This window comes from Thermococcus sp. (assembly GCF_026991495.1).
GTDB lineage: Archaea > Methanobacteriota_B > Thermococci > Thermococcales > Thermococcaceae > Thermococcus.
On sequence record NZ_JALXBJ010000012.1, the window covers coordinates 44,333 to 68,522 of the forward strand.

Consider the following 24,190-nt stretch of genomic DNA (forward strand, 5'->3'; position numbering starts at 1 on the left):
AATTTTAATTGGGTGATAGCATGGGGTACAACGTCGTTGTCATCCCGGAGAGCTTTCACAAGTTCGGTAAGCACGACATTGAGCACGTCTGCGTCCCTATCGTCATCGGGGGCGGCAGCTACGACACATCCATGGAGGTCGTGAACGGCATCGACCGCGTTCTGAAGGCCGAGTTCCAGGTTAAGTCCGTTGAGGAACCGGAGGGCGACGATTGCACCGCGCTCTACCGCAGGTACACCCTGAAGGGCGAAGGCGGGGATCTAATAGTCCACGTAAAGCTGATGGGAGAGAACTGTGGAAAAATCGCGGGCAACCGCTGCTCCGTCCTTGAGTTCGAGAGGGACATCTACTGCATCGTAAAGGAGTTAGCGAACTGCTAAGGGTACGGTAAAAAAAGAGGGAATCAGATATTTCCAATCCTCTGGAGAACCATCCCCTCTATCCTTATGGGCTCGGTTCTCCTGGCCTGCACTATGGCCTGGTCGAGCCTCGCCTCGCTCTCCGCGTGGATTGTAAAGAGGGGATCCCCTTCCTTGACCTTCTCGCCGACTTTGACGTACAGCTCGATCCCGGCCCCCTTGTCCTCGGGTGCCCCCGCGGCCTTCGCTATGCCCGTTATTCCCCTGTTGTCTATCCCGGTTACGTAGCCGCTCGTGGAGGCAGTGAAGGTGTAGGTCTTGTCGCCAATCGGTATCTCCTCCGGCTTTACCTCCGGGTTGCCGCCCTGGGCCTCTATTATCTCCTTCATCTTCTCCCACGCCTTCCCGCTCTCAAGGATCTCCCTCGCCATCTTCTTTCCCATTCCAGTCGGGGCAACTCCGCCCATCTCAAGGAGGATCCCTGCCAGGCCCGTGGCCTTCTCTATGAGACTCCCCGGCCCTTTGCCAGTCTGGAGGGCGGAAAGGGCTTCCCTGGCTTCAAGTGCAGGCCCAACGGTGTGTCCTATCGGCTGGCCACCGTAGGTTATCGCGACCTCAACGTACTGGCCGAGCCTCTTCCCGAGCTCTATGAAGTCCCTTGAGAGGGCCCTCGCCTGGTCAACGGTCTCGACCTTAACCCCTTTCCCTGTGGGGATGTCTATGAGGACGTACTGGCTGCCCATCGCGTACTTCTTTGACATTATGCTCGCGAGCATCAAACCGGTCGGGTCAACGCTCAGCGCACGCTCCGATTTTATCGTTATGTCGTCGGCGGGGGCGAGGTTCAAAGCCCCTCCCCAGACGAGGCAGGCTCCCACTTTCTCGACTATCCTCTTTATCTCGTCGAGCTCAAAGCTGACGTTGGCGAAGACCTCAACCACATCGGCGGTTCCAGCGGCGCTGGTTATCGCCCTCGAACTCGTCTTAGGTATCGTCAGGCCGGCGGCAGCCACTATGGGCACGACGAGGATGTTTGTCTTGTTGCCGGGGACGCCGCCTATGCTGTGGACGTCCATTATAGGCTTCCTGTCTATGTCGAGCATGTCGCCCGTCTCAGCCATCGCTATGGTTAAAGCCGCTATCTCGTCCATGTCCAGGCCGTTTATCTCAAGGGAGGTTACGAAAGAGCTTATTTCAATGTCCCTGAGCTTTCTGTCCACGATGTCCCTGACTATGGCCTCTATCTCAACCTTCCTGAGCTTCTCCCCGTGCATCTTCTTCTTTATGTACCTGACGCTCTCCGGCTGCCCCCCTGGAAGCACGAGGACTGACTCCCCCTCCGATAGGTTGTGGAGGTCGAGCATGTCCCTGCTTATCCCGACCTCTCCTGGCTTCACAAGGTTGCTCACCACGAGGCTTCCGTAGGCTACTTTCTTCCCAGACTCTATCCTGACGAGGTCGTCTGGGTGCAGTTTCGCCTTCCTTGCCTCCTCCTCGTTTATAAAGACCGAATACCGACCGCTGTACACATCCAGTATCCTAACCTTCGCCTTCATTCTCATCCCCCCAAAGTGGGTATCAGGTAAATAGGTGAGGGGGTTTTATAACTTCTTCGCAAACGGACGGGCCAAGTATCAACCCAAGAAAAGAAGAGTCAGCATGCGAGGCCCTTCAGCGGATTTCTCGAACCGCCGCGGACCCGGCTCTGGCCAGTCAACGCGCGTACAACGTCCCCAGCCACCTCTCTGACCTCGGGGGGAAGGGGGGCAGAGCTTCCATGGGCGCTCCGCAGGACATCTTCAAGGGGGGCGCTGTGGAGCCTCCCGTCGAAGACGAGCACTTCACCACCTTCGACGATGACCACCCTATCCGGGTAGGCCAGCCTGAGCACCATGGCGCCCACCCAGATTAAAGAACAAAATGTAACTTAAAAATTTAACGCGGGATCAGAGGTTCTTGACCTCCTCGTCGATGCTGCTTTCGAGCTCCTTCTCCCACTCGTCCACGTCGAAGTCCACGAGCTCCTCCTCAAGCTCCTCCTTGAGGTTGGTGACGCGCCGCTTTAAGGCGGATTTGGTCTCCTCGTCGTAGACAACGTAGTAGGGGTTCTTCTTTGCCGAGATGTAGAGCATCAGGAATATTATGTTGGTGAACAGCAGGACGATGAGGATCGCTGCCCACACAATAGCCTGCATCCCCATCACCTCTTTCCTCCGAATATAGCTTTGAAAACCCTCTTTATCGGGCTTTCCGGCTGAGGAGGCTCCCATTTGATACCTGCCAGCTTGGCCGCGAGCTGTTTGATGGCGATGGCGGCGGGACTTGTCGGGTTCTTGATGACGAGGGGGACGCCGTAGGCCGAGGCGCGCTTAACCTCCGGGTCCTCCGGGATCACCGCGAGCACCGGCACCTCGAGGATGGCCTCGATCTCCTCCTGGGTGAGCTCGGTCTTCTCGTTGGTGACCCTGTTGAGTATGGCACCGAGGGGCAGGGTTCCGAGCTTCTCGGCTATGAGCTTCGTCTTCAGGGAGTCCGTGATAGCGGATATCTCGGGGTTTGTGACTATTATGAGCTCCTTCCCTATGAGAAGCGCCGTGACCGACGTCATCTCAAGGCCCGCCGGCGCGTCTATGAGGATGAAGTCCGCCATCTGACTTATGTCCCTTATAACCTCCCTGAGCCTCTCTGGCTTGGCCTTCTTTATCTTCTCAAGGCTCAGACCGCCGGGTATGACCTTAACCCCGGCCGGTCCCTCGTAGATGGCGTCCTTGAGATCCGCTTCCCTTGCTAAGACGTCGTGGAGCGTTATCGGTATGTCCTCCATCCCGAGGACGAGGCTCAGGTTGGCCATCGTAATATCCGCATCGATTAGAATCACTTCCTTGCCGAACTGAGCCAGAGCAACTCCGAGGTTCGCTACCGTCGTGGTTTTACCCGTACCCCCTTTTCCAGAGGCAAAAACTATCGAACGGCCCTCCAAGAGCTACACCTCCCGTATTGATTGTGATTCCAGGTAATAGCCGATACTGTGCACCATAGCAGTCATAAGTTACAATGGCTTTTATCTTTTGTGGTCTGGAAAGATTGAAAAACCGGCAAAGGTTTTAAAGCGAAGGTTTGAGCTATCTTGGGTGGAAAGGGTGAGAGAGGACAACAAGTTCGCACTCTTGGTTTACCTCTGGGGAACGATTTCAGGGGTGGTAAGCGGCTGGCTCGCGCTTTACTCAAAGCCCGCATGGATAGTGGGGGCCCTCATGTACTTCCTGACGGACGCCTTCGTGCTGCGCCTGATGGGTGGGAAGCTGCCCGAGGACCTCAGGGAAGTCGAAAAAGCAAAGCTCCGGGGGGCGGTTCTGAAGAAGGCTTTCTGGGGCTGGCTCCTGTTCTGGCTCTACTTCACCATGCTCGTTTACACCGTCGGGATACACTTCAGTCCGGTGCCCTACAGCAACCAGAGCCTCTTAGCCCAGTCCCTGAACACAACGGGAGGGTGATCGCATGGACGTCGAGGCAATGAAGCGGGCGGCCGCGGAGGAGGCCCTAAAGTTCGTGGAGGACGAAATGGTAGTGGGCCTTGGGACGGGGTCGACCGCCTCCTACTTCATCGAGCTCCTCGGGAAGAGGGTTCGGGAGGAGGGCCTGGAGGTCTACGGCATACCCACTTCCTACCAGTCCAGACTGCTCGCCATAGAGAACGGCATACCCCTCCTCAGCCTCGATCAGGCGGACGCCATAGACATAGCTGTGGACGGAGCAGACGAAGTCGATCCGGAGCTGAACCTGATAAAGGGCCGCGGCGCCGCCCTGACGATGGAGAAGATAATAGAGTACAGGGCTGGCACGTTCATAGTCCTCGTGGACGAGGGGAAGCTCGTTTCGAGGCTCGGTGAAAGGGCGGCCGTCCCAATAGAAGTCATCCCAGCGGCATGGAGGGCAATTGCTGAGGAAATCGAGATCTTTAACGCCACTGCAGAGCTCAGAATGGCCAAAAATAAGGACGGGCCCGTGGTCACCGAAAACGGAAACTTCATCCTCGATGCGAGGTTCGCCAAGATAGAGGATCCCCTCGACATGGAGGTAGAGCTGAACACCATCCCGGGGGTGGTTGAGAACGGGATCTTCGCGGATATAGCTGACGTCGTGATAGTTGGAGGAAAAGAGGGCGTTAAGAGGCTCGAACGTTAAATTTATAAGTGGCACCTCCCTCTCTCATCTGGACGCGGGGGTTGCCGAGCCTGGTCAAAGGCGCGGGATTCAGGGTCCCGTCCCGCAGGGGTTCCGGGGTTCAAATCCCCGCCCCCGCACCACCGATTCTGAATGAAGATTGCTTAAAGAGGGCGTCAGTGGGCGCTCTTAGCCACTTTGAGGAGCATGGAGTAGTGCCAGAGGGCTATCGTCACCGCCCCGATGAGCTCGGCAGCGGCGACGCCCCTGAAGTGGGCCTTCGCCCAAGTTGCCAAAGCCCATCCGGTAAGGAACAGGGCGACGCTGAACCATCCAAAGGACCGGTCTCCTGAGCTTAGAGCCCCAATACCGGCTATAAGGAACCCAAGGCCCGCCGTTATGAAGAAGGCCCAGCTGACGTAGTAGTGCGGTGATGTTCCCTCCGGGAAGAGGCCTATCGCCGCCAAGAAAGCCAGGCCAGTGATAAAGATCCAGACCCCCGCGCGCTCGACCCCGTTTCTGCTCCTCTCAAGGAGGCCGGTTGCGTAGTAGATCCCGAGGACGGCGGTCGCTATGAGCGAGCCGTTTAAGACCCAGTTGTGGGGCAGTCCGAGCTTTCCGAGGTCGCTTATCGCGTTGTCAGTGAGCCTCCACCAGGAGCGGTTTACGTAGACCGCAACCCCTATGCCGCAGAAGGCCACGATTGGAGCCAAAAGCCCCGCGTAGAGCTGGGACCTCCTCATGGCACCACCGAAGTGCATCGTCGCAACATCCTATAACGCTTTGCCCTTCGGCTCAAGGTGTGCCATCTTAACCTCTAAAACGCCCGAGTAGCTGCACCCGTCCCACTTCTTCTCCACTTCGTCGAAGACTATTCGGGCTTTGAAAAATGGCGCGTCTCTCACGAAGGTCTCGAATTCCCCCCCCTCGCCGGCGACGTGAATCTTGTACTTCTCGTGGAGCTTTATCAGCTCATCCAAGGCCTTCTCGTCTATCCTCCTGCCGAGCCAGCTCTGATCAAGGCCGTAGGCGGCGGTGCCAACTATCACAACGTCGAAGATCCCGATGATCTCCCTCATGTAGTCAACCGGGTCGCGGTGCCAAGCAGGGGCGAGGCTCCTCAATCCGAGCTCTTTAGCCACTCTGTCCACGCGCCTCTTCTGGTACTCGCTCGCTAAAGCACCGGCCACTATCCCCTCAACCTTCAGCCCCTCAAGGACTGCCTTCATGTCCTCTACCTCTTTCTCCTTTTCACCGCTCGTGAAACCCTTGACGAGGGGGATTCCTATTGCCTTGGCCTGCAACTCGGTGAGGTGTATGTTCGGCACGTGGTACATGTAGCTCTCCTCGCTCTCGCTAACCATTGAGACGAGGTATTTGACCTCAAACCCCTGCTTCAGCGCCCAGTAGAGGGCGTAGTTCGAGTCCTTCCCGCCGGAGTACAGGACGGCAACGCGCATCTCCACCACCGAAAGCTTTAAATTACTTAAGGTTAATTTAATTTTGGACTTCTCCCCGGAGTTCCAAAGCCACAAAGGGCCTTAAAAAGGTGATGCCAATGGTTCCCAAAACGGCAGTAGTCCTTGCAGCGGGCCTCGGGACGAGGCTCGGCGGAAAGCCCAAGGGACTCCTCAGAATAGCCGGGAGAGAGATTCTTTACAGGACGATAACGCTTCTCCAGCGGAACGGTGTAAAGAAGTTCGTGGTAGTAACCAACGAGCGCTACGCTCCGCTATACCGCGGGTTTCTGGAAAAACACGGCTTCGATGCGGAGCTCGTAATTAACCCTGAACCTGAGAAGGGGAACGGGCACTCCCTCCACCTCGCTGGAGAAAAAGTTTCTGGAAGGTTCGTTCTGGTTATGAGCGACCACGTTTACAGCGAGGCCTTCGTTGAGAGGGCAGTAAAGGGAAAAGGCCTCATCGCGGACAGAAAGCCGGGATGGGTTGACATCGATGAAGCCACGAAGGTGAAAGTGAAAAACGGCCGTGTTGAACATATTGGGAAAAACCTCAAGGAATGGGACGCAGTGGATACCGGCTTCTTCGTCCTCGATGATGGGATATTCGCCGTTACCTCCGCCCTTGAGGAGGAGAGGGACGGCGACTACGCGCTAAGCGAGGTTGTTGAGAGGGCAAAGCTTCCAGTAACCTTCGTGGACGGCCTTGCATGGACGGACGTTGATACGCTGGAAGACGTCAAGAGGGCCGGGAAGATGCTCGTCAAAACCGCGGTAAAGGGAACCGGTGATGGTTTCGTGAGCAGGCACCTGAACAGAAAAATCTCAACCGAGATAAGCTCCCTCCTCGTTGAGAGGGTAAGTCCAAACGCGATGACGGCTTTCACGTTCCTCCTCGGTCTTCTCTCGGCAATCTTAACCCTCGTTAGCCCTCTCCTCGCCGGAATACTCTATCAGGTGAGCTCAATCCTCGACGGCGTTGACGGCGAACTAGCGAGGGCCCAGATGAGGGCGAGCAAACTCGGCGGTTACGTGGATTCCCTCCTCGACCGCTACGTTGACGGGAGCTTTCTGGCTTTTTTAGCGTATTCGACGCTGAGGGAACCGCTCTGGTATGCCGTTGCCCTTTTGGCGCTACTCGGCTCGGTGATGGTAAGCTACTCCACGGAAAGGTTTAAGGGAGCCTTCTGCAGAGACGCCTACTCTGAAATCCCAGCGCTGAGAAAACTGCCGGGAAAGAGGGACGAGCGGGTCTTCATTACTATGCTCTTCCTCCTGTATCCGGTTCAGACCTCCATAAAGGCCCTGTTCCTGTTGCTCGCACTTATAACGAACCTTCGAGTTGCCATCACTGCATATTTCATTTCTAAGAAAGTTTCTCAATCGAAAACTATTTAACTGCTGTAAAATATATCACACCAGAAAAGGAGGTGGTAAAATGGTAAGGGTTGTCGTACTCGGACAGGGCTACGTTGCCAGCATCTTTGCGAGTGGATTGGAGAAGATAAAGGCAGGAAAGCTCGAGCCCTACGGCGTTCCACTGACGGACGAGCTCCCGATAAAGATAAAGGACGTAGAGATAGTTGGCTCATACGACGTGGACTCCAGCAAGGTCGGAAGGGATCTCTACGAGGTCGTCAGACTCTACGACGGGAACGCCCCGGAGAGCCTCAGAGGGATAACCATAAGGAAGGGCGTCCACCTCGGGAGCCTCAGGAACCTCCCGATTCAAGCGACTGGCCTCGACGACGAGATGACTCTCAGCGAGGCGGTTGAAAGGCTCGTGAGCGAGTGGAAGGAGCTCAAGCCCGATGTCTTTGTCAACGTCTGTACCACAGAAGCTTTCGTGCCCTTTGAGAGTAGAGAGGAGCTTGAAAAGGCCATCGTCGAGAACAGGAAGGAGAGGCTGACCGCTACCCAGCTCTACGTCTACGCGGCAGCAAAGTACGCCAGGGAAGTTGGTGGAGCCGCCTTCGTAAACGCCATCCCCACTTTGATAGCCAACGACCCGGTCTACGTCGAGCTCGCGAAGGAGAGCAACCTCGTCGTCTTCGGCGACGACGGCGCCACCGGCGCGACACCGCTCACCGCTGACATACTCAGCCACCTCGCCCAGAGGAACCGCTATGTCCTCGACGTGGCTCAGTTCAACATAGGCGGCAACCAGGATTTCTTGGCTTTGACAGACAAGGAGCGCAACAAGAGCAAGGAGTTCACAAAGAGCTCAATCGTTGAGGACCTGCTCGGCTACAACGCGCCGCACTACATCAAGCCGACCGGCTTTCTCGAACCCCTCGACGACAAGAAGTTCATAGCGATGCACATCGAGTACATAAGCTTCAACGGCGCCCACGATGAGATAGTCGTTACAGGGAGGATAAACGACAGCCCGGCTTTGGCCGGACTCCTCGTTGACCTCGTCAGGCTCGGGAAGATGGCCGTCGAGAGGGGGGAGTTCGGAACTGTTTACGACGTCAACGCCTTCTATATGAAGAACCCCGGACCTAGGGAAGCGAAGAACATACCGCGCATAATAGCCCACGAGAAGGTCAGAATGTGGGCCGGCCTCAAGCCGAGGTGGCTCTGATTTCCTTTAGTCTCTTGTTTTCCTCTTGGAAAAATATGAAGAGAAGCCTCAGCGCCTTCTGAACAATGCCAAGATGATCAGGAGAGCCACCGCGATAATCCCCGCTTTGGAGAAGAGCGGGACCTGCTGGAGGTTAACGCTTGCCGTGTCGCTCCCGTCGCTTCCGTTGAGCTCGTCAAGTGGGCCGTAGAGGTCGTCGTGCTCGTAGAGCTCGGCTTTTACTGTGATTGACTCGCCCCCCGAGATCGAGAGAACGTCCCCAGGGATCTGGATGAAGACCGAGGAGTCCCCCCTGACCGGGACGAAGAGAGTCTGCGGGGTAGCGACCTGGGCACCGTCGCCGTTGTAGAGGTCGAGTACCGCGGGAACGCCGTTCAAGACGCCCTCCTTGGCGAGGTCGGCCACCGCGTAGTAGTCCCACGCTCCATCCCCGTTGGTGTCAAAGTAGACCTTGAGCAGGGGAGCCGGGGCTCTCCCGAGGACGTCGAGAGGCCCTAAATTGAACTTCATGTAGAGCATCCCGCTCGATGGGTCGTACCTGACCTGAAGGGAGCGTATGTTGTAGGCTCTGCCGGTGAAGGGCGAGGCTCCGCTATCCTCTAAGTCCTTCCACACGAAAGTCCCGTTGATGTAGGCCTTCTCCCCTGGGGCAAGGCTTTCTTCGTCCTCCCACTGGCTTGAGTCTATCGGGACGCTTAGGGAGCCTTTCTCGGTGTTTACGTAGACGGTGCGCTCTGGGAGAACCACTTCGTTCCCGTTCTTCAGCGTTACCGTTACGCTGTAGGCGTAGGTTCCGTTATCGAGGCCGGTAACGTTGTAGAAAGCGTGGTAGGGGCCATCCAGTGTCATCGCGTAAGAGCGGCCCGCGAAGCTTAGCAGGGCGCCGCTCATGTTGACCACGGACCCAACTTCAACGTAGACCCAGTCGTTGCCGATGATCTCCGCCTGGAGTGGGGTGGAGCCGGTGTAGTCCAGAACTGGAACCTCGGCGCTCACGTTAAGCCAGCTCCCGTTTTCGGGTATTGGGAGGGGAAGGCTCACCCGCGGACTGGCGGCGGCGTGGAGGTAGGTTGAGTTCACCAGTATTGAGAACGAGTCGAGGCTACCTGTAACCCCATCCTGATCCTTATCGGCGATCCTGATGTAGAAGGGGACGTACTGAGAGTCAACCTTAGAGGAGTTTGAGAGGGCGCTCAGGCTGTCCGTGAGGTCGAGGGTTATCGGCTCGTCGGGGAAGGGGTGGGCCTGGTACTCACCAAGTTCGGACTGGGTGGAGTGGTAGGCGATGTAGAGGTTGAAAAAGTCCCTGACCCAGATGGGGGAGTCTAAGCTCCCGCTTCCGACCTCGAAGCCTGCCTTCACCCGCGGCGGATAGCAGAAGGAGCCAGAGGGGCAGTCGAACGGGAGAAGGCCCCCTATGACCTCCCCCCTCTTCGGGTGCTCGATTCTAAGGAGGGCGAGAAGCCTCGGCTCGTAGGGCTGGTGCTTCAGCGGGAGGAAGACGTAGGCCCTTCCAGATGAGAGCCTGTGGTTCGGATCGGTTGCGGCCTGGTAGGTGAGCCACCAGTAGCCCCCTGCCCCCCAGCGGCGCCCCCAGGAGTTGACCATCAGGAGGGCGCCTTTTCCATCGGGGGTTGTGATGTTGTCGTCGTAGCCAACTATCGTCACCGCATGCCCGCCTGGATTCCCTGTGTGGTTCCCGTTGAGGGCGTAGACGTCGTTCGTCCCGTTGAAATTTCTGAAGTCGTCGTAGACCGTTATTGACGTCTCTGCCACGTACCCGGTGGCGAGCAGTCCCTTCAAGTAGGAGAACTGGGTCTCGTTCGTCATGTTGATGACGTAAACGACTCCCGAGCGGGGGCTTCCGCCGAGGGAGGCCGAGTAGTACATGTCGGCGTCACCGCGGTTTCCCGGTGCAAGTGCCCACTGCCTCTCCCCGGGCCAAACGGAAATCGCGCTGAGGATCCAGTCGTTGTAGGCGGAGACGTTGTTGTAGTACCAGTTCACCAACGTCTGGTTCCAGGGCCCATCCCAGCTGCCGTTCTGAATGCCGTTGTAAACCCTGAAGGCCCCGTAAGGTATGGCCCCAACTGTCGAGATGAGGTTCATCGCGTCTTCGATTATTGTGCCTGAGGTGTCAAGCCTCCCGTCCCCGTTGACGTCGGTCGCCCGGCCGTCGTTTATCAGGTTGTAGGTGAAGGTTGGGTTCATAACGGTCCAGGGGGTGTTGGGGTGTTCCTCGCCGCGGAACCAGCTCAGCATGTACGTCCATACGTAATAAGTTGATGCCCAAGCGTTGCACGAGCCTATAAAGCCTTGGTTGCCTACTGGAGGCAGGTAGAGGCTGTTGTTGACCGAGGATGGAATGGAGGGGGAGGCACTTGGGCCATTCCGTGCGAGCGCGATTAGCGCACCCTTCAGGATCGGCGGCAGGGAACTGTAAGAAGGGGCCGCCTCGATCAGTTGAAGGTAGTTATCCGCGGTCAGGGGCTTGAAATGGAAGTTCGTTATTGCAGAGTACTGCTCGGGGGGTACGTCAACGGCACCGGTACTAAAGGCAGGTTGCGCCGAGGAATAGGCCGCCCCGGATAAGAGCAGCAGGATCAGCAGGGGGATGACTTCTCTTCTCATCTCCATCAACCACCTTAACCCTCAAGGACTGCCTCTGAGCACCCACTTACACTCCAAAATTTAAAAGGCTTTCTCAACTTGAAGGTGGAAATCCCGCCGCGCTCTCCCTGGGCCCCGCGGATGCACCCCAATAAGGTTTATAATCTCGGCCCTCTACTTCCTTAGGAGGGAAGCCGATGAGCTGGAAAAGGGGAGCCTACCCGGAGTTCACCATGGAGGATGCCGTTGCGCTCCTCTTTGCCCTTCAAATCCCCACAGGCAGGAAGACGGTTTCGGAGTTCCTCGAGCTCGGGGAGGGCAGCGTGCGAACCCTTCTCAAGAAGCTTCTCAGCCTGGGCCTGATATCCTCAACCCAGAGGGGGCACGCCCTCACCGAGAAAGGAACCGAACTCGTCGGAAGGATTTCAGAGCACATCTCCGAGGCGAGGCCGGTTGGAAGCGTCGAGGGACTGCCTGCCTACGCCCTCGTTGTGAGGAACCCCGGGGAGTTCAAGAGCATAGAGCTCCGCGATGAGGCGATAAGGTTCCACGCAAGGGGCGCTCTCCTCCTCGTGGTCAGAGAGGGGGAGGCAGTCTTCCCCGAGGATGGGAGACCTTTGAGCGAGGCGATGCCGGAGCTCGCGCGGGAGCTTGAGGGACTGCCCCTCGAAGAGGGAGACCTTATAGTCGTCACCTGGGCCGACAGCCCGGCGCGAGCCCTGAAGAGCGCCTATCACGTCGCCCTTTTCCTGAAGGGGGAGAAGCTCCCAGAGGAGATAAAATCGCTCGTGAGGTGAAAGAGTGAGCGGGCTCATCTTAGCCCTTGACGTTTACGATAGGGATAGGGCGCTTGAGATAGCAGAGAGCACAGCTGACTACCTCTGGGCGGTGAAGGTGAACTGGCCCCTGATAATCGGCTCAGGCCTCAAAATAATCACCGAACTGAAGCAGATAACAGGACTTCCAGTTATAGCTGACCTGAAGCTTGCGGACATACCGAACACGAACCGCCTGATAGCAGGGAAGGTCTTTGGTGCGGGGGCGGACTACATAATAGCCCACGGCTTCGTCGGGAGAGACAGCGTTAAAGCAGCTATGGAGCTCGGAGAGACGATAATCGTCGTGGAGATGAGCCATCCCGGAGCTGAGGAGTTTATCCAGCCGGTAACGGATAGGCTCATCGAGATGGCCAACGAGCTTGAACCCTTCGGCGTTATAGCCCCTGCAACGAGGCCCGAGCGCGTTAGCTACATCAGCTCGAAGCTTAAGCCGGGGATTAAGGTTATAACCCCCGGCGTCGGGGCTCAGGGCGGAAAGGCCGGGGAAGCCATAAAAGCCGGCGCTGATTACATCATCGTCGGACGCTCCATCTACGAGAGCGAGAACCCGCGGGAAGCCGCGAGGAGGTTTTCTGAGGAGGTGGAAGCGTGGAGCTGAAGGCCAAGCACCCGCTCAGCAAGAAGGAGATAAAGGAGATAATCCGCGAGATGAGCGAGGTATTCGGGGAGGAGATAGCGGGAAAGATGCTGGGCAGAAAAGACAGGGTGGAGATAGCGGAGTTCGACAAAACGACCGAGATAATACTCGTGAACGGGAGGCCCTTCTTCATAAGGAGGAAAGAGCTCGTCTTTCCGCTCGTCATAGCGCTCTACGAGCTGTCCAACGAAGAGGATCTGAGGAAGTGGCCGAGGCGCGTGGTCGTTGACGAAGGCGCTGTTCCCTACATCCTCAACGGGGCCGACGTCATGGCCGCGGGCATAGTAGATGCCGACGAAGGCATTAGGGAGGGGGACTTCGTCTTCGTGGTCGAGGAGAACTACGGAAGGCCCTTGGCTATAGGGATAGCCCTCATGGGCGGAAAGGCCATGAAGGAGAGGTCAAAGGGAAAAGCGGTTAAGAACATCCACCACGCTAAGGACAAGATCTGGCAGGTCACGGTGGGCTGATATGGGGGAGAAGGGAATAAGGGTTCTCGTTGGAGGCGTCTTTGACATACTCCACGTGGGGCACGTCCACTTCTTGAAGCAGGCAAAAGAACTCGGCGACGAGCTTGTGGTGATCGTTGCGCACGACGAGACCGTCAGGAAGCTCAAGAGGAGGGACCCCGTGAACACGGCCGAGGACAGGGCTGAGCTCCTGCGGGCCATAAGGTACGTGGACGAGGTCTACATAGGCTCCCCCGGAAGGATAGACCTCGAACTCGTGAAGAGGATAAACCCGGACGTGATAGCGATAGGACCGGACCAGAACTTCAACTGCGAGAGGCTGAAGGAGGAGCTGAGGAAGCACGGCATGAACGTCGAAGTCATTAGAATTCCTTATCCGTACAAGAGCGACAGGGCGAAGACGAGCAAGATAATAGAGAGGATCATAGAGGAGTTCTGTGAATGATCAGGCCCGGAAGACCCTATCCGACAGAACGACCATCCCCCGGCTCGTTATCTTAAGCGGCCTCGTGTTCTCGTCGACGGCACTCCCCCTGAACTTCGTGACCCTCACTCCCCTTATGGAAGTCCAGTTGACGTCCCTTCTCAGGAGCTCTATGACGCCGCTTACCATGTACTCCTCAACGTTCGTCCTCTCCTCCTCCGAGACGAGCAGAACCGTTGTGTTCTTGCGGTGCACGGCCTTTAGAAAGGGGAGCAGCAACTTCCGGTATTTGAGTTCGCTCTCAACCGTCAGCTTCATCATGGTGATGGGATCCACCACAACCCGGGAGTAGTCCTTTCCCTCCACCTCGGAGATTACCGAGCTCAGCAACCTCTCCATGCTCTCCCCGAACTCGACCCCGGGGCTGCCCGTGAAAACAACGCTCTTCACATGGTTTATTGGTGTCGCGTCGACGAGCCTGAAGCGGGGGTTATCGAACTCGAAGCCGATGCTCCTCATGTTCTCCACGAGCTGCTTCGAGGGCTCGCCGAGTGTTATGTAGAGAACATCCTCACCATTCTTCACACCCTCCATCGCAAAATGCATCGCGAGGATCGTCTTCCCGGTTCCGGCGGCACCCTTGAGAAGGTAGACCCGCCCTTTGATGAGCCCCCCGTTGAGCATGGCGTCGAGCCCGGGAACGCCGGTAGAAACCCTGACCATGCCAAACACCACGTAAGTATACAGGGGAACATTATTTAAACGTATCCTCACATGAGAACTTGCCCCTCCTTTCCCGGGGAAAATAGTTCAAAAGAAAAACGTAAGAATCAAACCCTGAGCCTTTCGAGGTATTCCCTCAGGAACTCGGGCTCCTCCCTTCTGACAGCACTCATGAGCTCGTCAAACTTCTTCTCACCCAGTGCGAGGCGGAGGTAGTAGTAGAGGTTAACCGCGTCCTCAACGATCACGCTCTGCCTCCTCCCCTCCTCCGCGTAGAGCTCTATGAGCTTCCTGTTCATGTCGAGGCTCACGTAAAGGGTCTTCTGCTTCTTCTGGGCCTTGAGGCCCTCTTTGGTCTTCCTCACCTTGGGTTTGGAGGGCCTGGTGAGCTCGTCAACGGAACCGGAAAACAGCTTCGGGAGCTTACTCTCCTTCGACAAGTCCGATCACCTCTCTCGTGAGTTTTTCAAAGGCCTTAGCAGCCCTTCCACCGGGTTCATAGTCGAATATGCTCATCCCCCGGGCCTGGGCCTTTTCTAAGGCTATCGCCTTCGGTATGGTCGTCAGTATCGGGGCCTCTGGGTAGGTCTCCCTGAGTTCCCCGAGTCTCGTCTTCGGAACCTTCGTCTGCCTCGTGAACTTGTTGGGGACGAGGCCGAGGAGGGAGAGGGACTCGTTGGTCTCGCTCCTTATCATCGCCATGAGGTTGAACATCAGCTGCATACCTATGACGCCGAAATAGCTCAGCTCCAGGGGTATGAGGACGAAGTCCGAGGCCGTCAGGGAGTTCACGAGGAATATCCCCATGCTCGGTGGGTTGTCTATGAGGACGTAGTCGTAGTCCGGGAGTATCGGGTTTATCGCCTTCTGAAGCCTCCTCTCCCGGTTGTAGGCGTTTATGATCTCTATCTCCTTGGCGGAGAGGTTGAGGTGGCTCGGCAGGAGGTGGAGGTTTTTCTCAACTTCTACTATTGTCTCTTCAACGTCGGCCTCCCTCATCATTACGGTGCCCACGTTCCTCTCCTCGTGCTTGAGCACGTCCATCCCAATCAGCCCGAAGGTAAGGTTGAACTGGGGATCAACGTCCACGAGAAGGACCCTTCTGCCGCTCCTCGCGAGGCTGTAGCCAAGGTTCAGAGTTAGAGTGGTCTTCCCGACCCCGCCCTTCTGGTTGGCCACGCTGATTACAACGGTCATCCTACCACCCGCTGACCTAAACACGCGGCCCCTTAAAAGGTTGTTGAATTAAATAAAAGGGTCAGAACAACTCGATGTCCTCGAAGATCTTCTGAATGCGCTTGTCCCCGCTGCCGTTCGCTGGCTTTTTAACGCCTCCACGGCCGGTTATGATGTTATACAGGTCATCGTCGTGGGCCCTTCTCTCGAAGGGAACCGGCTCGGACTTCGGAACGACAACCCTAGAACCCGCCTGGAGGGCGGTTTCACCCCCGATTATGTGGGGGCTCTCGACCCCGGTCATTATCACCATGGCCCTGACAACCTTGCCCATGTCCTCGTCCACCCTTGCACCCCACTTTATCTCCGACTTGGTGCCCAGGTTGTTGTAGACGACTTCCATGGCGTCGTTGATCTCGCGGAGGTTCACATCGGGCCCCACGGTGAAGTGGACGAGGGCCTTGTTGCCGCTGCCGAACTTGACGTCGAGCATCTTGTTCTCCAAGGCCGCTTTAACGGCCTCGACGGCCCGGTTCTTGGAGTCGCTCTCGCCTATTCCTATCAGGGCCGCGCCGCCGTCCTTCATTATGCTGTAAACGTCGGCGAAGTCAATGTTGACCATGGAAGGGAGCTTTATGGTCTCGGTTATGCCCTTAACCATTCTGGCTATTATCTCGTCGGCGAAGCGGAAGGCCGCGTTGATCGGGAGGTTCGGGACGAGCTGGAGGAGCTTGTCGTTCTCTATTATTATGACGGTGTCGGAGTAGTGGAGGAGCGCCTTGATCCCCGCCTTCGCCTTCTCAATCCTTATCGTCCCCTCGGTTTTGAAGGGAAATGTCACGACGCTGACCACGAGGGGTTCTTTGAAGCGACCACCGCTGTTCCTTGCCCGCTCCTTCACGACTTTGGCGACAACTGGCGCGGCACCAGTTCCGGTGCCGTTGCCCATTCCAGCGGTTATGAAAACGAGGTCCGCCGGCCCTATCGTCTCGGCGATCTCATGGGCGCTCGCCTCAGCGGCTCGGTAGCCGACCTCCGGGTCTCCACCGGAGCCTTTTCCCTGTGTTATCTCCTTTCCGAGGAGGAGCTTTTTGTGCGCCTTTATCCTCGCGAGGTGCTGGGCGTCCGTGTTCATGGCTATAAGCTCGGCCCCCTCTACCCCGAGCTCGTAAAGCCTCGTTATCGTGTTGTTGCCAGAGCCCCCAACGCCCACGATAGCTATCTTTATAAAACTGCTGAGATCCTCTCCAAGAAGATCCTCCTTCTCCACCTTGGGCCCTTCATCTATATCAAGTTTTATCCCGGCCTGCTCCAAGAGTTTAAACACCATTATCCATACCCCCTCCACCTGGCGATTTCCATCACCTTATGATGTACTCGGGAAGCTCTTCATCGTTGAAATCCATCTGGAGCTCCCTCTTTAGGAAGTCTCTAAGGGCCGCTCTGATTATTTCGCTCCTGTTCGGGTAAATACCGCGTTTAACGAGCTGGTCCATGGCGTTAATGAGGTTCTGGGGCATCTGCACGCTTATGATGCGCATCTTTGTCATCCGCTGTATCACCCAGTCCAGTGGGTCGCTACTTTAGTTAGTGCTTTAAGTAGTTAAATACTTTGCGGCTCTAAAATAATATTAGTGAAATATGAATCTGAAAAAATTTTTTGAATTTTTAATTTATACAAAAAATTTTTGAAAAACTGTCCTCCTCGGGGGCAAACGTTATAACCTCCCTGGAAAACCGTTACGGGGTGGAGTGAATGAAGACGGCTTACGGCGTGGAAGTTCTACCCGTTGTGATAGAGGATCCCGGTGGGCTGGTGAATGATGTGGGGGGCAGCCTTCAGATAGTGAGAGCTGCTTGCATCGAGGCCGTCGTCCACGCGGCGGTTCTTTCGGTGAGGGCCTTCGAAAGGAGCACGAACCGCGCCAAGACCCCCGGTGGTGAGCTGCTCCTCCGCCTCGCGGGAACCCTCCAGATAAGGGATGCGATAAGGGAGGTCGGCCTGGCAAAGGGACCCGGCTACCTCGTGGTCTTCGGGGGTAGCGCGGAGGAGGCGAGGCGGAGGCTTGGCCTGAGACCCTGGGAGGGGGAGCACTGTCCCGGGGAAAAGCTGAAGCCCCTCCTTGAGAGGGCCGCCATGGTTGAGGTTTTGTGAGCTCCCGGGTTTCGGCGGGTTCCAGGTTAAATTTATAAAGCGGCTGGAGGCAGTTCTGAGATGTCCGGGTGGTTTCAATGAGGTACAAGAGGAGAAAGTACTTCATGGCCGGGAGAATCAATCTCATCCAGCGCTCCAAGATAAGGGAGCTCTTTGAGAAGGCCAGAAGAATGGAGAACGTTATATCCCTCGGGATTGGGGAGCCCGACTTCGATACGCCGGAGATAATAAAGGAGGCCGCCAAGCGTGCCCTCGACGAGGGCTACACCCACTACACGCCCAACGCGGGCATCCCCGAGTTCAGGGAGGCGATAGCCGAGTACTACAAGGACTTCTACCGGGTCGATATAGACCCAGACAGCATCATAGTTACCGCGGGGGCCTACGAGGCAACCTACCTCGCCTTTGAATCCCTTTTGGAGGAGGGTGACGACGTTATAATCCCCGACCCGGCCTTCGTCTGCTACGCCGAGGATGCGAAGATCTCCGAGGCCGGAATACTGAGGATACCCCTGAGGCCGGAGAACGGCTTTAGAATGGACCCGGATGAGGTAGTGGAGTTAGTGACCAAGAGGACGCGGATGATAGTCATGAACTACCCGAACAACCCCACTGGGGCCACCCTTGACAAGGAGACCGCCAAGGCCATAGCCGATATAGCCAAGGACTACAACATCTACATCCTCAGCGATGAGCCCTACGAGCACTTCATCTACGAGGGCGCCAGGCACCACCCCATGATAAAGTACGCACCGGACAACACCATACTCGCCAACAGCTTCTCCAAAACCTTTGCAATGACCGGGTGGAGGTTGGGTTTTGCCATAGCCCCGGGTCAGGTAATACACGACATGATAAAGCTCCACGCCTACATCATCGGAAACGCTGCGTCCTTCGTCCAGATAGCGGGCATAACCGCGCTGAGGGACAAGAGGAGCTGGGACGCTGTGAAGGAGATGAGGGAGGTCTACTCCAAGAGGAGGAAGACGGTACTCCGCTACCTGAACGAGATGCCCCACATAGAGCCCTTCAGGCCTAAGGGGGCCTTCTACGTCTGGGCAAGGATCGATCCAGAACTGGACATGAGCAGCGAGGACTTCGCCAACTGGCTCCTTGAGAACTCGGGGGTCGTTGTCATACCGGGAACGGCCTTCGGGAAGCACGGCGAGGGCTGGATCAGGATAAGCTACGCCACCAAGATGGACCTCCTCACAGAGGCAATGGAGCGCATGAAGGCGGCCCTTGAGGGGCTCTGAGGGTGAGGCCCGGGATGAACGTTAAGGCGATCCTCCTCGCGTCTTTTTCACTCATAGCCCTCTACTTCCTCGGGATAGGCGTCCTGTCCTGGGGCTACACGTTCCAAGTGGCCGGGGCGGCCTTCGCGGCACTGCTCCACTTTGGAATAATCTGGGGCATCCTGAGGGGCCATGACTGGTCTATAGGCCTCGGCAAATACCTCTCCTTCCTCGACCTGATATTCTCCATACTCTGGATGATGCTCGGTGTCATCCCCCAGGGGGCGGCCCTCTTTACCCTCTCGACCCTCAACTTGATACTCCTATCGGACGAGGAGGTTGAGGCCCGGATCCTCGGAAGGGAGTGATCAGATGAACGCCACGAATTCATTCAAAACACCGGCTGGAATTTGAAAAAGAGCGCGTTCTCTCGATTTTCCTTGGGTTTGCAAGCTGTTTTTTCGGGGAAAGTCTTTTTATCTTCCGGTTCGATATGCATCTGCAGTCAGTTAGGGGGGTTTGCGATGGGCGTTGAAAAGGTTCCGAAGTACAACATACCGACGAAAAAGGTCGATTACGTCTTTATCGAGCTCAACAGAATGAGGCCTCACGAGCAGCTCGTTCAGAAGGAGCTTGAGGACTTCATAGAGAGCGTCACCGGCTCCGGCATCTTCTGGAAGCCGATGCTCCTTGCCGAGATACCCGGCACCGGGGACTACCTCATCGTTGACGGCCACCACCGCTGGGCAGGCCTCCAGAAGCTCGGGGCTAAAAAAGCTCCATCCGTGATACTGGACTACTTCAGCGACGACGTTAAAGTGTACACCTGGTACCCTGCCTTCAAGGGCGACCTCGAAGCCGTCATCGAGAGGCTAACTAAAGAGGGTCTTGAGGTCGTTGAGGATCCGGAGGCTGAGGAGAAGGCCGAGCGCGGTGAGGCGGCCTTTGCCCTCGTGGGGGAGAAGAGCTTCCTCATACCCGGTGGCCTCGGAGAGCAGAAGGTCGTGAGCAGGGTTCTCGACGAGATGAACCAGGAGGGGGAGATAGAGCTGATCTACTACGGCCTCAAGGATGATGCGAGGGAGGACATGGACAGGGGTGAGGTCGATTACGTCTTCATCAGGAAGGCCCCGACAAAAGAGGACGTCATGGAGCTCGTGAAGAGGGGTGAGGTTTTCTCCCCGAAGACGACGAGGCACGTCCTTCCATTCAACCCAGACAGGATAGACGTCAAGCTTGAGGAGCTCTTCTGAAGGTTTTTAAGCTCCCCCTCTTTTTTTCAGTCTGCCCGATGACGATGGATCAACCGGCTGAGCTGTGATGAGCAGTCCAGGAGACCGAGGGCCTGCATATGCACCTACATAACCACTTACAAAAAAAGTACTTATATGCGGGCGCCGTCCATTCCTCAGGTGGGAGAATGGGAGTGCTCAGGGCCATAAGCTCGATGTTCATCCAGACATTACCCGACTCTCAGAGCCCTTACCAACTCCACCGGGCCATGAACTTTGAGATAGTGGGCTCCCGGGGGCAGGTAATAGAGAGAGAGGCCCTCCTCATCACGAGGCCGGGGAATGACGTCCCCGATGGATGGAAGAGCGTTCTTGTGGGTTCCGCACCCGGCTTTCTCGGCCCCCGGGAGCTCCCAAAGCTGAGGGAGGTCATAGTGAGCTACCTCAAAAACAGGCCCGGCGGCGCCGTGGTCATCGACTGTCCGGAGTACCTTGCCGTTTACAACGGATTCAAAGCCCTGATGAGGTTTCTGCACGCGATAAGGGACTACGCGATCCTGTACAAGGGCAAGGTCTATCTGGTTACCGGGGAGACCGCGTGGGACGGAAAGGAGTATGCGGTTCTCAGGGGGCTCGAGGTCTGAGCCACTCGTCAAGCTTCACAGGGCTTTTTCTGAGCTCCCTGAGGGTGAGCACGTACAGCCTCCTGCCGTCCCTGCCGCGCCTTATCCTCAGCTTTCCCCTCTCCTCGAGGAAGGATAGAAGTGCCTTGACGTCGCGTTCCCTGAGGCCGAGGGCGGCAACTCCATCCCAGAAGCGGCCCGCCGTGTAGCCGGCGAGCTCAAGGGCGAGCCTGTGGGCAAGCTCAACCTTTTTGCCATCCCTCGCGGCGAGGTAGGCCTTGAAGAGGGGTTTAACTTTTCCTCCTTTCATAGAATGGGTTCCGCAGGGGAAATATAAAACCGTTTCTTTGGGAACGTTTTTAAACTCCTCTGAGTATAAGCGGTGGGGGAGCCCATGGGGAAGCGGCTTGTGCTACTGGCAGTGCTCTTAGTGTTCCTGATAGCGCCCTCTGCCGCCGCAGGCAGTCATGGAAGAACCGTCTACGTGGCCAAGTTCGAGGGCGTTATAACGAGCTATTCGGTGGACCAGTTCTCAAGGTACATAAAGACCGCGGAGGAGAACAACGCAGAGGCCCTCATCATAGAGATCAACACCCCCGGTGGAAACGGGGAGGCGATGCAGGAGATAATCCAGCACATACAGGAGTCAAGGGTTCCCGTTATAATCTACGTCTATCCGCGGGGTGCCATAGCGGCATCGGCCGGGACTTACATAGCCCTCGGCTCCCACCTGATAGCGATGGCCCCGGGCACGAGCATAGGGGCCTGCGAACCGATACTAGGCTACGCCTCCAACGGGAGCATAATCAAGGCCCCCAAGAAGATAAGGAACTTCTACATAGCCTACATAAGGAGCCTCGCCGAGGAAAGCGGGAGGAACACGACGGCCGCGGAGGAGTTTATAACCGAGGATCTCAGCCTGACGCCTGAGGAAGCCCTGAAGGCGCACGTGATAGAGCTCATAGCTGAGGACCCAAGCGAACTCCTCAAGAAGGCAAACGGGATGAAGACCAAAATCCCGGTCAGCGGGAGGGGCTACGTAACACTCAACTTCACGGACGTCAGGATCGTCCAGATGGGGCCATCCTTCAAGGACGAGGTCGTCAAGTTCATAACCGACCCCACCGTGGCCTACGTCCTCCTCAACATCGGCATACTCGGCCTGTTCCTCGGCTTCCTGACCCCGGGCTGGCACGTCCCCGAGACCGCAGGCGCTATAATGCTGGTGCTCGGGCTCATAGGGTTGGGCTACTTCGGCTACAACACAGCGGGCCTCGTCCTGATCTTCCTCGGGATGCTCTTCTTCGTGGCTGAAGCCCTTACCCCCACCTTCGGCCTCTTCACGGTTGCGGGAGTGATAAGCATGATCCTCGGAGGCATAATGCTCTTCGGAGGCGGCAACGGCTATCTGATAAAGAGCTCGACCTTCTCAATGCTCAGAATAGTCATAATCCTGACGTCGCTCCTCATAGCACTGTTCTTCGTCTTCGGGCTCGCCGCCGTCATCAGGGACAGGAGAAGGAGGGCCCAGACCGGAAAAGAGGAGATGATAGGCCTGAGGGGCAGGGTAGTCCAAGAGCTCGATCCCGAGGGCATGATAAAGGTCAGGGGGGAGCTTTGGAGGGCCGTTAGCAAAACCGGGGAGAGGATCGCCGTCGGTGAAACCGTCGAGGTTGTTGGAATGAACGGGCTCACCCTCATCGTTGTCAGAGCGGAGGGCCCGGATAAAGGAAGGGAGGTGTGAGAATGGCAGGGGCAGGAGCAATTGTTTTGGGAATAATTTTGCTTTTCGTTTTGATTTTGCTTGCAAGCGCCATAAAGATAGTGAAGGAGTACCAGAGGGCAGTGATCTTCAGGCTCGGTAGGGTCGTCGGTGCCAGGGGTCCAGGGCTCTTCTTCATAATACCCGTGTTCGAAAAGGCAGTCATAATTGACCTCCGTACGAGGGTTCTCGACGTTCCGGTGCAGGAGACGATAACCAAGGACAACGTGCCAGTCAAGGTGAACGCGGTTGTTTACTTCCGCGTGGTCGATCCGGTGAAGGCGGTGACGCAGGTCGCCAACTACATAATGGCCACAAGCCAGATAGCCCAGACTACGCTGAGGAGCGTTATAGGCCAGGCCCACCTCGACGAGCTTCTGAGCGAGAGGGAGAAGCTCAACATGGAGCTCCAGAAGATAATAGACGAGGCAACCGACCCATGGGGTATAAAGGTCTCAACCGTTGAGATAAAGGACGTTGAGCTCCCAGCGGGCATGCAGAGGGCCATGGCAAGGCAGGCCGAGGCGGAGCGTGAGAGGAGGGCGAGGATAACCCTCGCCGAAGCCGAGCGCCAGGCGGCGGAGAAGCTCAGGGAGGCGGCCGAGATAATCAGCGAGCACCCGATGGCCTTACAGCTGAGAACTCTCCAGACGATAAGCGACGTGGCGAGCGACAAGAGCAACGTGATAGTCCTCCCGCTCCCGATGGAGATGCTCAAGCTCTTCAAGAGCTTTGCAGACGCGGGAGAGGCCGTCAAGAAAATAGTCGGAGAAAAAGAGGCCTCCGAGTGAGGCCGCTAATTTTTTAACTTTTCTCCCCCGCACTCCCCGGGTGTTTGGGATGAGCACTGCCCATGGGATCAACGCCGCAAAGCGCAAGCTGATTGAGAGAATGCTCTCTGCCGGGGCCCTTCTCTTCGGGAGGTTCGTCCTCACCTCGGGCAGGGAGAGCGACTACTACATCAACGTCAAAAAGCTCGTCACAGACCCGGGTTCCCTCGCCTTGATAGCCGAGATGATCGAGGCACTAACCGCGGGAGATGGGATACGCTTCGACAGGGTCGCCGGGCCCGAGCTCGGGGCAGTTCCCATAGCCACCGCCGTCTCCCTCCGAACAGGAAAACCCCTCGTCATAATAAGGAAGAGGCCGAAGTCCCACGGCACCGGGAGCTTGGTGGAGGGCGAGGTTAGGGCGGGAGAGTCAGTCCTCATTGTGGAAGACGTCACTACAACCGGGGGAAGCGTCCTCAGGGCGGCGGAGGTCGTAGAGGAATTAGGGGGAAAGGTGAGCGCCATAAGCGTCGTTGTTGACAGGGGAGAAGGCGCGGCGGAGAGGATAAGGGAGAGGGGCTACACCTTCCTGCCCCTGATCCACGTCTCGGAGCTTTTGGAGCAAAAAGTTAATACAGGAGGGGAGCCAACCCCATAGGGTGGTACCATGGAGCTGAAGGTTGAGAGCTTCGAGACCAGCCTGCCCCTGGCCCTCAGCGGCCTCCTGCTTCTCGGGGCCATGATAGCGGTTTTGGGGATCCCAGCTGGAGGGGTCGTCAAACTCGGCTGGATACTCTACGATATAGGCATAGCCGGCGTACTCTTCGTTTTCCTCCAGGAGGCCTTTGAGGCCGAGAACCCGCAGAACATTAGGATAGCCATGCTGATAGCGGCCGCCATAGTCGCCGTCTGGGGCTTTAAACTTTAGGGCAACCCTTTAAACGCCTTCCCCTACTTTTTCTGGT

The 24,190-nt window shown here is 56.8% G+C and carries 31 protein-coding genes and 1 tRNA gene; 19 read left to right on the forward strand and 13 right to left on the reverse strand.

All coding sequences use genetic code 11. From position 1 onward, the window contains the following. Nucleotides 1–20 precede the first annotated feature (20 nt). Nucleotides 21–380 (forward strand): hypothetical protein, encoded by a 360-nt coding sequence (locus tag MVB78_RS00915; RefSeq protein WP_297486840.1) that lies wholly within the window; start codon nt 21–23, stop codon nt 378–380. Nucleotides 381–403: 23 nt separating this feature from the next. On the opposite strand, the gene MVB78_RS00920 is transcribed toward MVB78_RS00915, so the two are convergent. The 4 genes from MVB78_RS00920 to minD form a co-directional block, all read right to left on the reverse strand. Continuing rightward, nucleotides 404–1,915, reverse strand: a complete 1,512-nt coding sequence (locus MVB78_RS00920) for an AMP phosphorylase (RefSeq protein WP_297486959.1) — start codon at nt 1,913–1,915, stop codon at nt 404–406. A gap of 98 nt (nt 1,916–2,013) precedes the next feature. Beyond that, nucleotides 2,014–2,253, reverse strand: coding sequence for a hypothetical protein (locus MVB78_RS00925; protein ID WP_297486962.1), 240 nt, complete (start codon nt 2,251–2,253; stop codon nt 2,014–2,016). A 52-nt stretch (nt 2,254–2,305) separates the two neighbouring features. Further along, a complete protein-coding gene (locus MVB78_RS00930) occupies nt 2,306–2,560 on the reverse strand; it encodes a hypothetical protein (RefSeq protein ID WP_297486843.1) in 255 nt (84 codons plus the stop codon). Then, entirely contained in the window at nt 2,560–3,339 is a 780-nt protein-coding gene (gene minD / locus MVB78_RS00935) for a cell division ATPase MinD (protein WP_297486846.1), read from the reverse strand. Before minD ends, MVB78_RS00930 begins: the two co-directional genes overlap by 1 nt. A 151-nt stretch (nt 3,340–3,490) precedes the next feature. Between minD and MVB78_RS00940 the strand changes: the two genes are divergently transcribed. From MVB78_RS00940 to MVB78_RS00950, 3 genes are all read left to right on the forward strand, one after another. Further along, nucleotides 3,491–3,853 carry a hypothetical protein gene (locus MVB78_RS00940; protein WP_297486848.1) on the forward strand — a complete coding sequence of 121 codons (363 nt, stop codon included), beginning with the start codon at nt 3,491–3,493 and terminating at the stop codon, nt 3,851–3,853. A 4-nt stretch (nt 3,854–3,857) separates the two neighbouring features. Beyond that, nucleotides 3,858–4,544 (forward strand): ribose-5-phosphate isomerase RpiA, encoded by a 687-nt coding sequence (gene rpiA, locus MVB78_RS00945; RefSeq protein ID WP_297486852.1) that lies wholly within the window; start codon nt 3,858–3,860, stop codon nt 4,542–4,544. Nucleotides 4,545–4,578: 34 nt separating this feature from the next. After that, nucleotides 4,579–4,666 (forward strand) — tRNA-Leu (locus tag MVB78_RS00950). 33 nt (nt 4,667–4,699) lie between these two features. Here the strand turns inward: MVB78_RS00950 and MVB78_RS00955 are convergent. Both MVB78_RS00955 and MVB78_RS00960 read right to left on the reverse strand, forming a co-directional pair. Beyond that, nucleotides 4,700–5,266, reverse strand: a complete 567-nt coding sequence (locus MVB78_RS00955) for a DUF998 domain-containing protein (RefSeq protein WP_297486855.1) — start codon at nt 5,264–5,266, stop codon at nt 4,700–4,702. A gap of 30 nt (nt 5,267–5,296) precedes the next feature. Further along, nucleotides 5,297–5,983 (reverse strand): TIGR00289 family protein, encoded by a 687-nt coding sequence (locus MVB78_RS00960; RefSeq protein ID WP_297486965.1) that lies wholly within the window; start codon nt 5,981–5,983, stop codon nt 5,297–5,299. A gap of 98 nt (nt 5,984–6,081) precedes the next feature. Here MVB78_RS00960 and MVB78_RS00965 point away from each other — a divergent pair, with 98 nt between their 5' ends. Next, nucleotides 6,082–7,380: a bifunctional L-myo-inositol-1-phosphate cytidylyltransferase/CDP-L-myo-inositol myo-inositolphosphotransferase gene (locus tag MVB78_RS00965; RefSeq protein ID WP_297486967.1), complete on the forward strand. Its 1,299-nt coding sequence runs from the start codon at nt 6,082–6,084 to the stop codon at nt 7,378–7,380. A 40-nt stretch (nt 7,381–7,420) separates the two neighbouring features. Then, nucleotides 7,421–8,569 (forward strand): inositol-3-phosphate synthase, encoded by a 1,149-nt coding sequence (locus tag MVB78_RS00970; protein WP_297486858.1) that lies wholly within the window; start codon nt 7,421–7,423, stop codon nt 8,567–8,569. 48 nt (nt 8,570–8,617) lie between these two features. Here MVB78_RS00970 and MVB78_RS00975 read toward each other — a convergent pair whose 3' ends face one another. Further along, on the reverse strand, nt 8,618–11,206 hold the full coding sequence (locus MVB78_RS00975; RefSeq protein ID WP_297486861.1) for a C1 family peptidase: 2,589 nt from the start codon (nt 11,204–11,206) through the stop codon (nt 8,618–8,620). 170 nt (nt 11,207–11,376) lie between these two features. Between MVB78_RS00975 and MVB78_RS00980 the strand changes: the two genes are divergently transcribed. The 4 genes from MVB78_RS00980 to MVB78_RS00995 are packed head-to-tail and all read left to right on the forward strand — an operon-like array spanning nt 11,377 to nt 13,570. Next, the gene (locus MVB78_RS00980; RefSeq protein WP_297486865.1) at nt 11,377–11,976 is read left to right on the forward strand and encodes a DUF4443 domain-containing protein; all 600 of its coding nucleotides are present in this window, start codon (nt 11,377–11,379) and stop codon (nt 11,974–11,976) included. Nucleotides 11,977–11,980: 4 nt separating this feature from the next. Further along, nucleotides 11,981–12,616 (forward strand): orotidine-5'-phosphate decarboxylase, encoded by a 636-nt coding sequence (pyrF, locus tag MVB78_RS00985; protein ID WP_297486868.1) that lies wholly within the window; start codon nt 11,981–11,983, stop codon nt 12,614–12,616. Next, complete coding sequence (locus MVB78_RS00990; RefSeq protein ID WP_297486870.1) at nt 12,607–13,125, forward strand: RNA-binding protein; 519 nt, start codon at nt 12,607–12,609, stop codon at nt 13,123–13,125. Before pyrF ends, MVB78_RS00990 begins: the two co-directional genes overlap by 10 nt. A 1-nt stretch (nt 13,126) precedes the next feature. After that, nucleotides 13,127–13,570 carry an FAD synthase gene (locus tag MVB78_RS00995; protein WP_297486872.1) on the forward strand — a complete coding sequence of 148 codons (444 nt, stop codon included), beginning with the start codon at nt 13,127–13,129 and terminating at the stop codon, nt 13,568–13,570. Here the strand turns inward: MVB78_RS00995 and MVB78_RS01000 are convergent, their stop codons facing one another. From MVB78_RS01000 to MVB78_RS01020, 5 genes are all read right to left on the reverse strand, one after another. Beyond that, on the reverse strand, nt 13,571–14,272 hold the full coding sequence (locus tag MVB78_RS01000; protein WP_297486969.1) for an ATPase domain-containing protein: 702 nt from the start codon (nt 14,270–14,272) through the stop codon (nt 13,571–13,573). A gap of 107 nt (nt 14,273–14,379) precedes the next feature. Continuing rightward, nucleotides 14,380–14,712: a CopG family transcriptional regulator gene (locus MVB78_RS01005; RefSeq protein ID WP_297486874.1), complete on the reverse strand. Its 333-nt coding sequence runs from the start codon at nt 14,710–14,712 to the stop codon at nt 14,380–14,382. Beyond that, the gene (locus tag MVB78_RS01010) at nt 14,696–15,469 is read right to left on the reverse strand and encodes a ParA family protein (protein ID WP_297486877.1); all 774 of its coding nucleotides are present in this window, start codon (nt 15,467–15,469) and stop codon (nt 14,696–14,698) included. The genes MVB78_RS01005 and MVB78_RS01010 overlap by 17 nt, the downstream gene beginning before the upstream one ends. A gap of 61 nt (nt 15,470–15,530) precedes the next feature. Further along, complete coding sequence (gene ftsZ, locus MVB78_RS01015; RefSeq protein WP_297486880.1) at nt 15,531–16,778, reverse strand: cell division protein FtsZ; 1,248 nt, start codon at nt 16,776–16,778, stop codon at nt 15,531–15,533. A 31-nt stretch (nt 16,779–16,809) separates the two neighbouring features. Next, a complete protein-coding gene (locus tag MVB78_RS01020) occupies nt 16,810–16,998 on the reverse strand; it encodes a ribbon-helix-helix domain-containing protein (protein WP_297486883.1) in 189 nt (62 codons plus the stop codon). 206 nt (nt 16,999–17,204) lie between these two features. On the opposite strand from MVB78_RS01020, the gene cgi121 reads away from it, so the two are divergent. From cgi121 to MVB78_RS01045, 5 genes are all read left to right on the forward strand, one after another. Next, nucleotides 17,205–17,603, forward strand: coding sequence for a KEOPS complex subunit Cgi121 (gene cgi121, locus MVB78_RS01025; RefSeq protein WP_297486886.1), 399 nt, complete (start codon nt 17,205–17,207; stop codon nt 17,601–17,603). 77 nt (nt 17,604–17,680) lie between these two features. Continuing rightward, complete coding sequence (locus tag MVB78_RS01030) at nt 17,681–18,859, forward strand: aminotransferase class I/II-fold pyridoxal phosphate-dependent enzyme (protein ID WP_297486889.1); 1,179 nt, start codon at nt 17,681–17,683, stop codon at nt 18,857–18,859. Nucleotides 18,860–18,873: 14 nt separating this feature from the next. Beyond that, nucleotides 18,874–19,206: a hypothetical protein gene (locus MVB78_RS01035; RefSeq protein ID WP_297486892.1), complete on the forward strand. Its 333-nt coding sequence runs from the start codon at nt 18,874–18,876 to the stop codon at nt 19,204–19,206. Nucleotides 19,207–19,362: 156 nt separating this feature from the next. Then, nucleotides 19,363–20,091 (forward strand): L-serine kinase SerK, encoded by a 729-nt coding sequence (serK, locus tag MVB78_RS01040; RefSeq protein WP_297486895.1) that lies wholly within the window; start codon nt 19,363–19,365, stop codon nt 20,089–20,091. 167 nt (nt 20,092–20,258) lie between these two features. Further along, entirely contained in the window at nt 20,259–20,714 is a 456-nt protein-coding gene (locus tag MVB78_RS01045) for a DUF835 domain-containing protein (protein ID WP_297486897.1), read from the forward strand. On the opposite strand, the gene MVB78_RS01050 is transcribed toward MVB78_RS01045, so the two are convergent. Continuing rightward, the gene (locus MVB78_RS01050) at nt 20,695–21,003 is read right to left on the reverse strand and encodes a hypothetical protein (protein ID WP_297486900.1); all 309 of its coding nucleotides are present in this window, start codon (nt 21,001–21,003) and stop codon (nt 20,695–20,697) included. The genes MVB78_RS01045 and MVB78_RS01050 overlap by 20 nt on opposite strands. An 84-nt stretch (nt 21,004–21,087) precedes the next feature. On the opposite strand from MVB78_RS01050, the gene MVB78_RS01055 reads away from it, so the two are divergent. From MVB78_RS01055 to MVB78_RS01070, 4 genes are read left to right on the forward strand one after another with little or no spacing between them, the layout of a single operon-like run. Next, complete coding sequence (locus MVB78_RS01055; RefSeq protein ID WP_297486970.1) at nt 21,088–22,437, forward strand: nodulation protein NfeD; 1,350 nt, start codon at nt 21,088–21,090, stop codon at nt 22,435–22,437. Between the two features lie 2 nt (nt 22,438–22,439). Next, nucleotides 22,440–23,246, forward strand: coding sequence for a slipin family protein (locus MVB78_RS01060; protein WP_297486903.1), 807 nt, complete (start codon nt 22,440–22,442; stop codon nt 23,244–23,246). Nucleotides 23,247–23,295: 49 nt separating this feature from the next. Continuing rightward, nucleotides 23,296–23,883 (forward strand): orotate phosphoribosyltransferase, encoded by a 588-nt coding sequence (pyrE, locus tag MVB78_RS01065; protein ID WP_297486972.1) that lies wholly within the window; start codon nt 23,296–23,298, stop codon nt 23,881–23,883. A 9-nt stretch (nt 23,884–23,892) separates the two neighbouring features. Beyond that, the gene (locus MVB78_RS01070; RefSeq protein ID WP_297486906.1) at nt 23,893–24,153 is read left to right on the forward strand and encodes a hypothetical protein; all 261 of its coding nucleotides are present in this window, start codon (nt 23,893–23,895) and stop codon (nt 24,151–24,153) included. Nucleotides 24,154–24,190 lie beyond the last annotated feature (37 nt).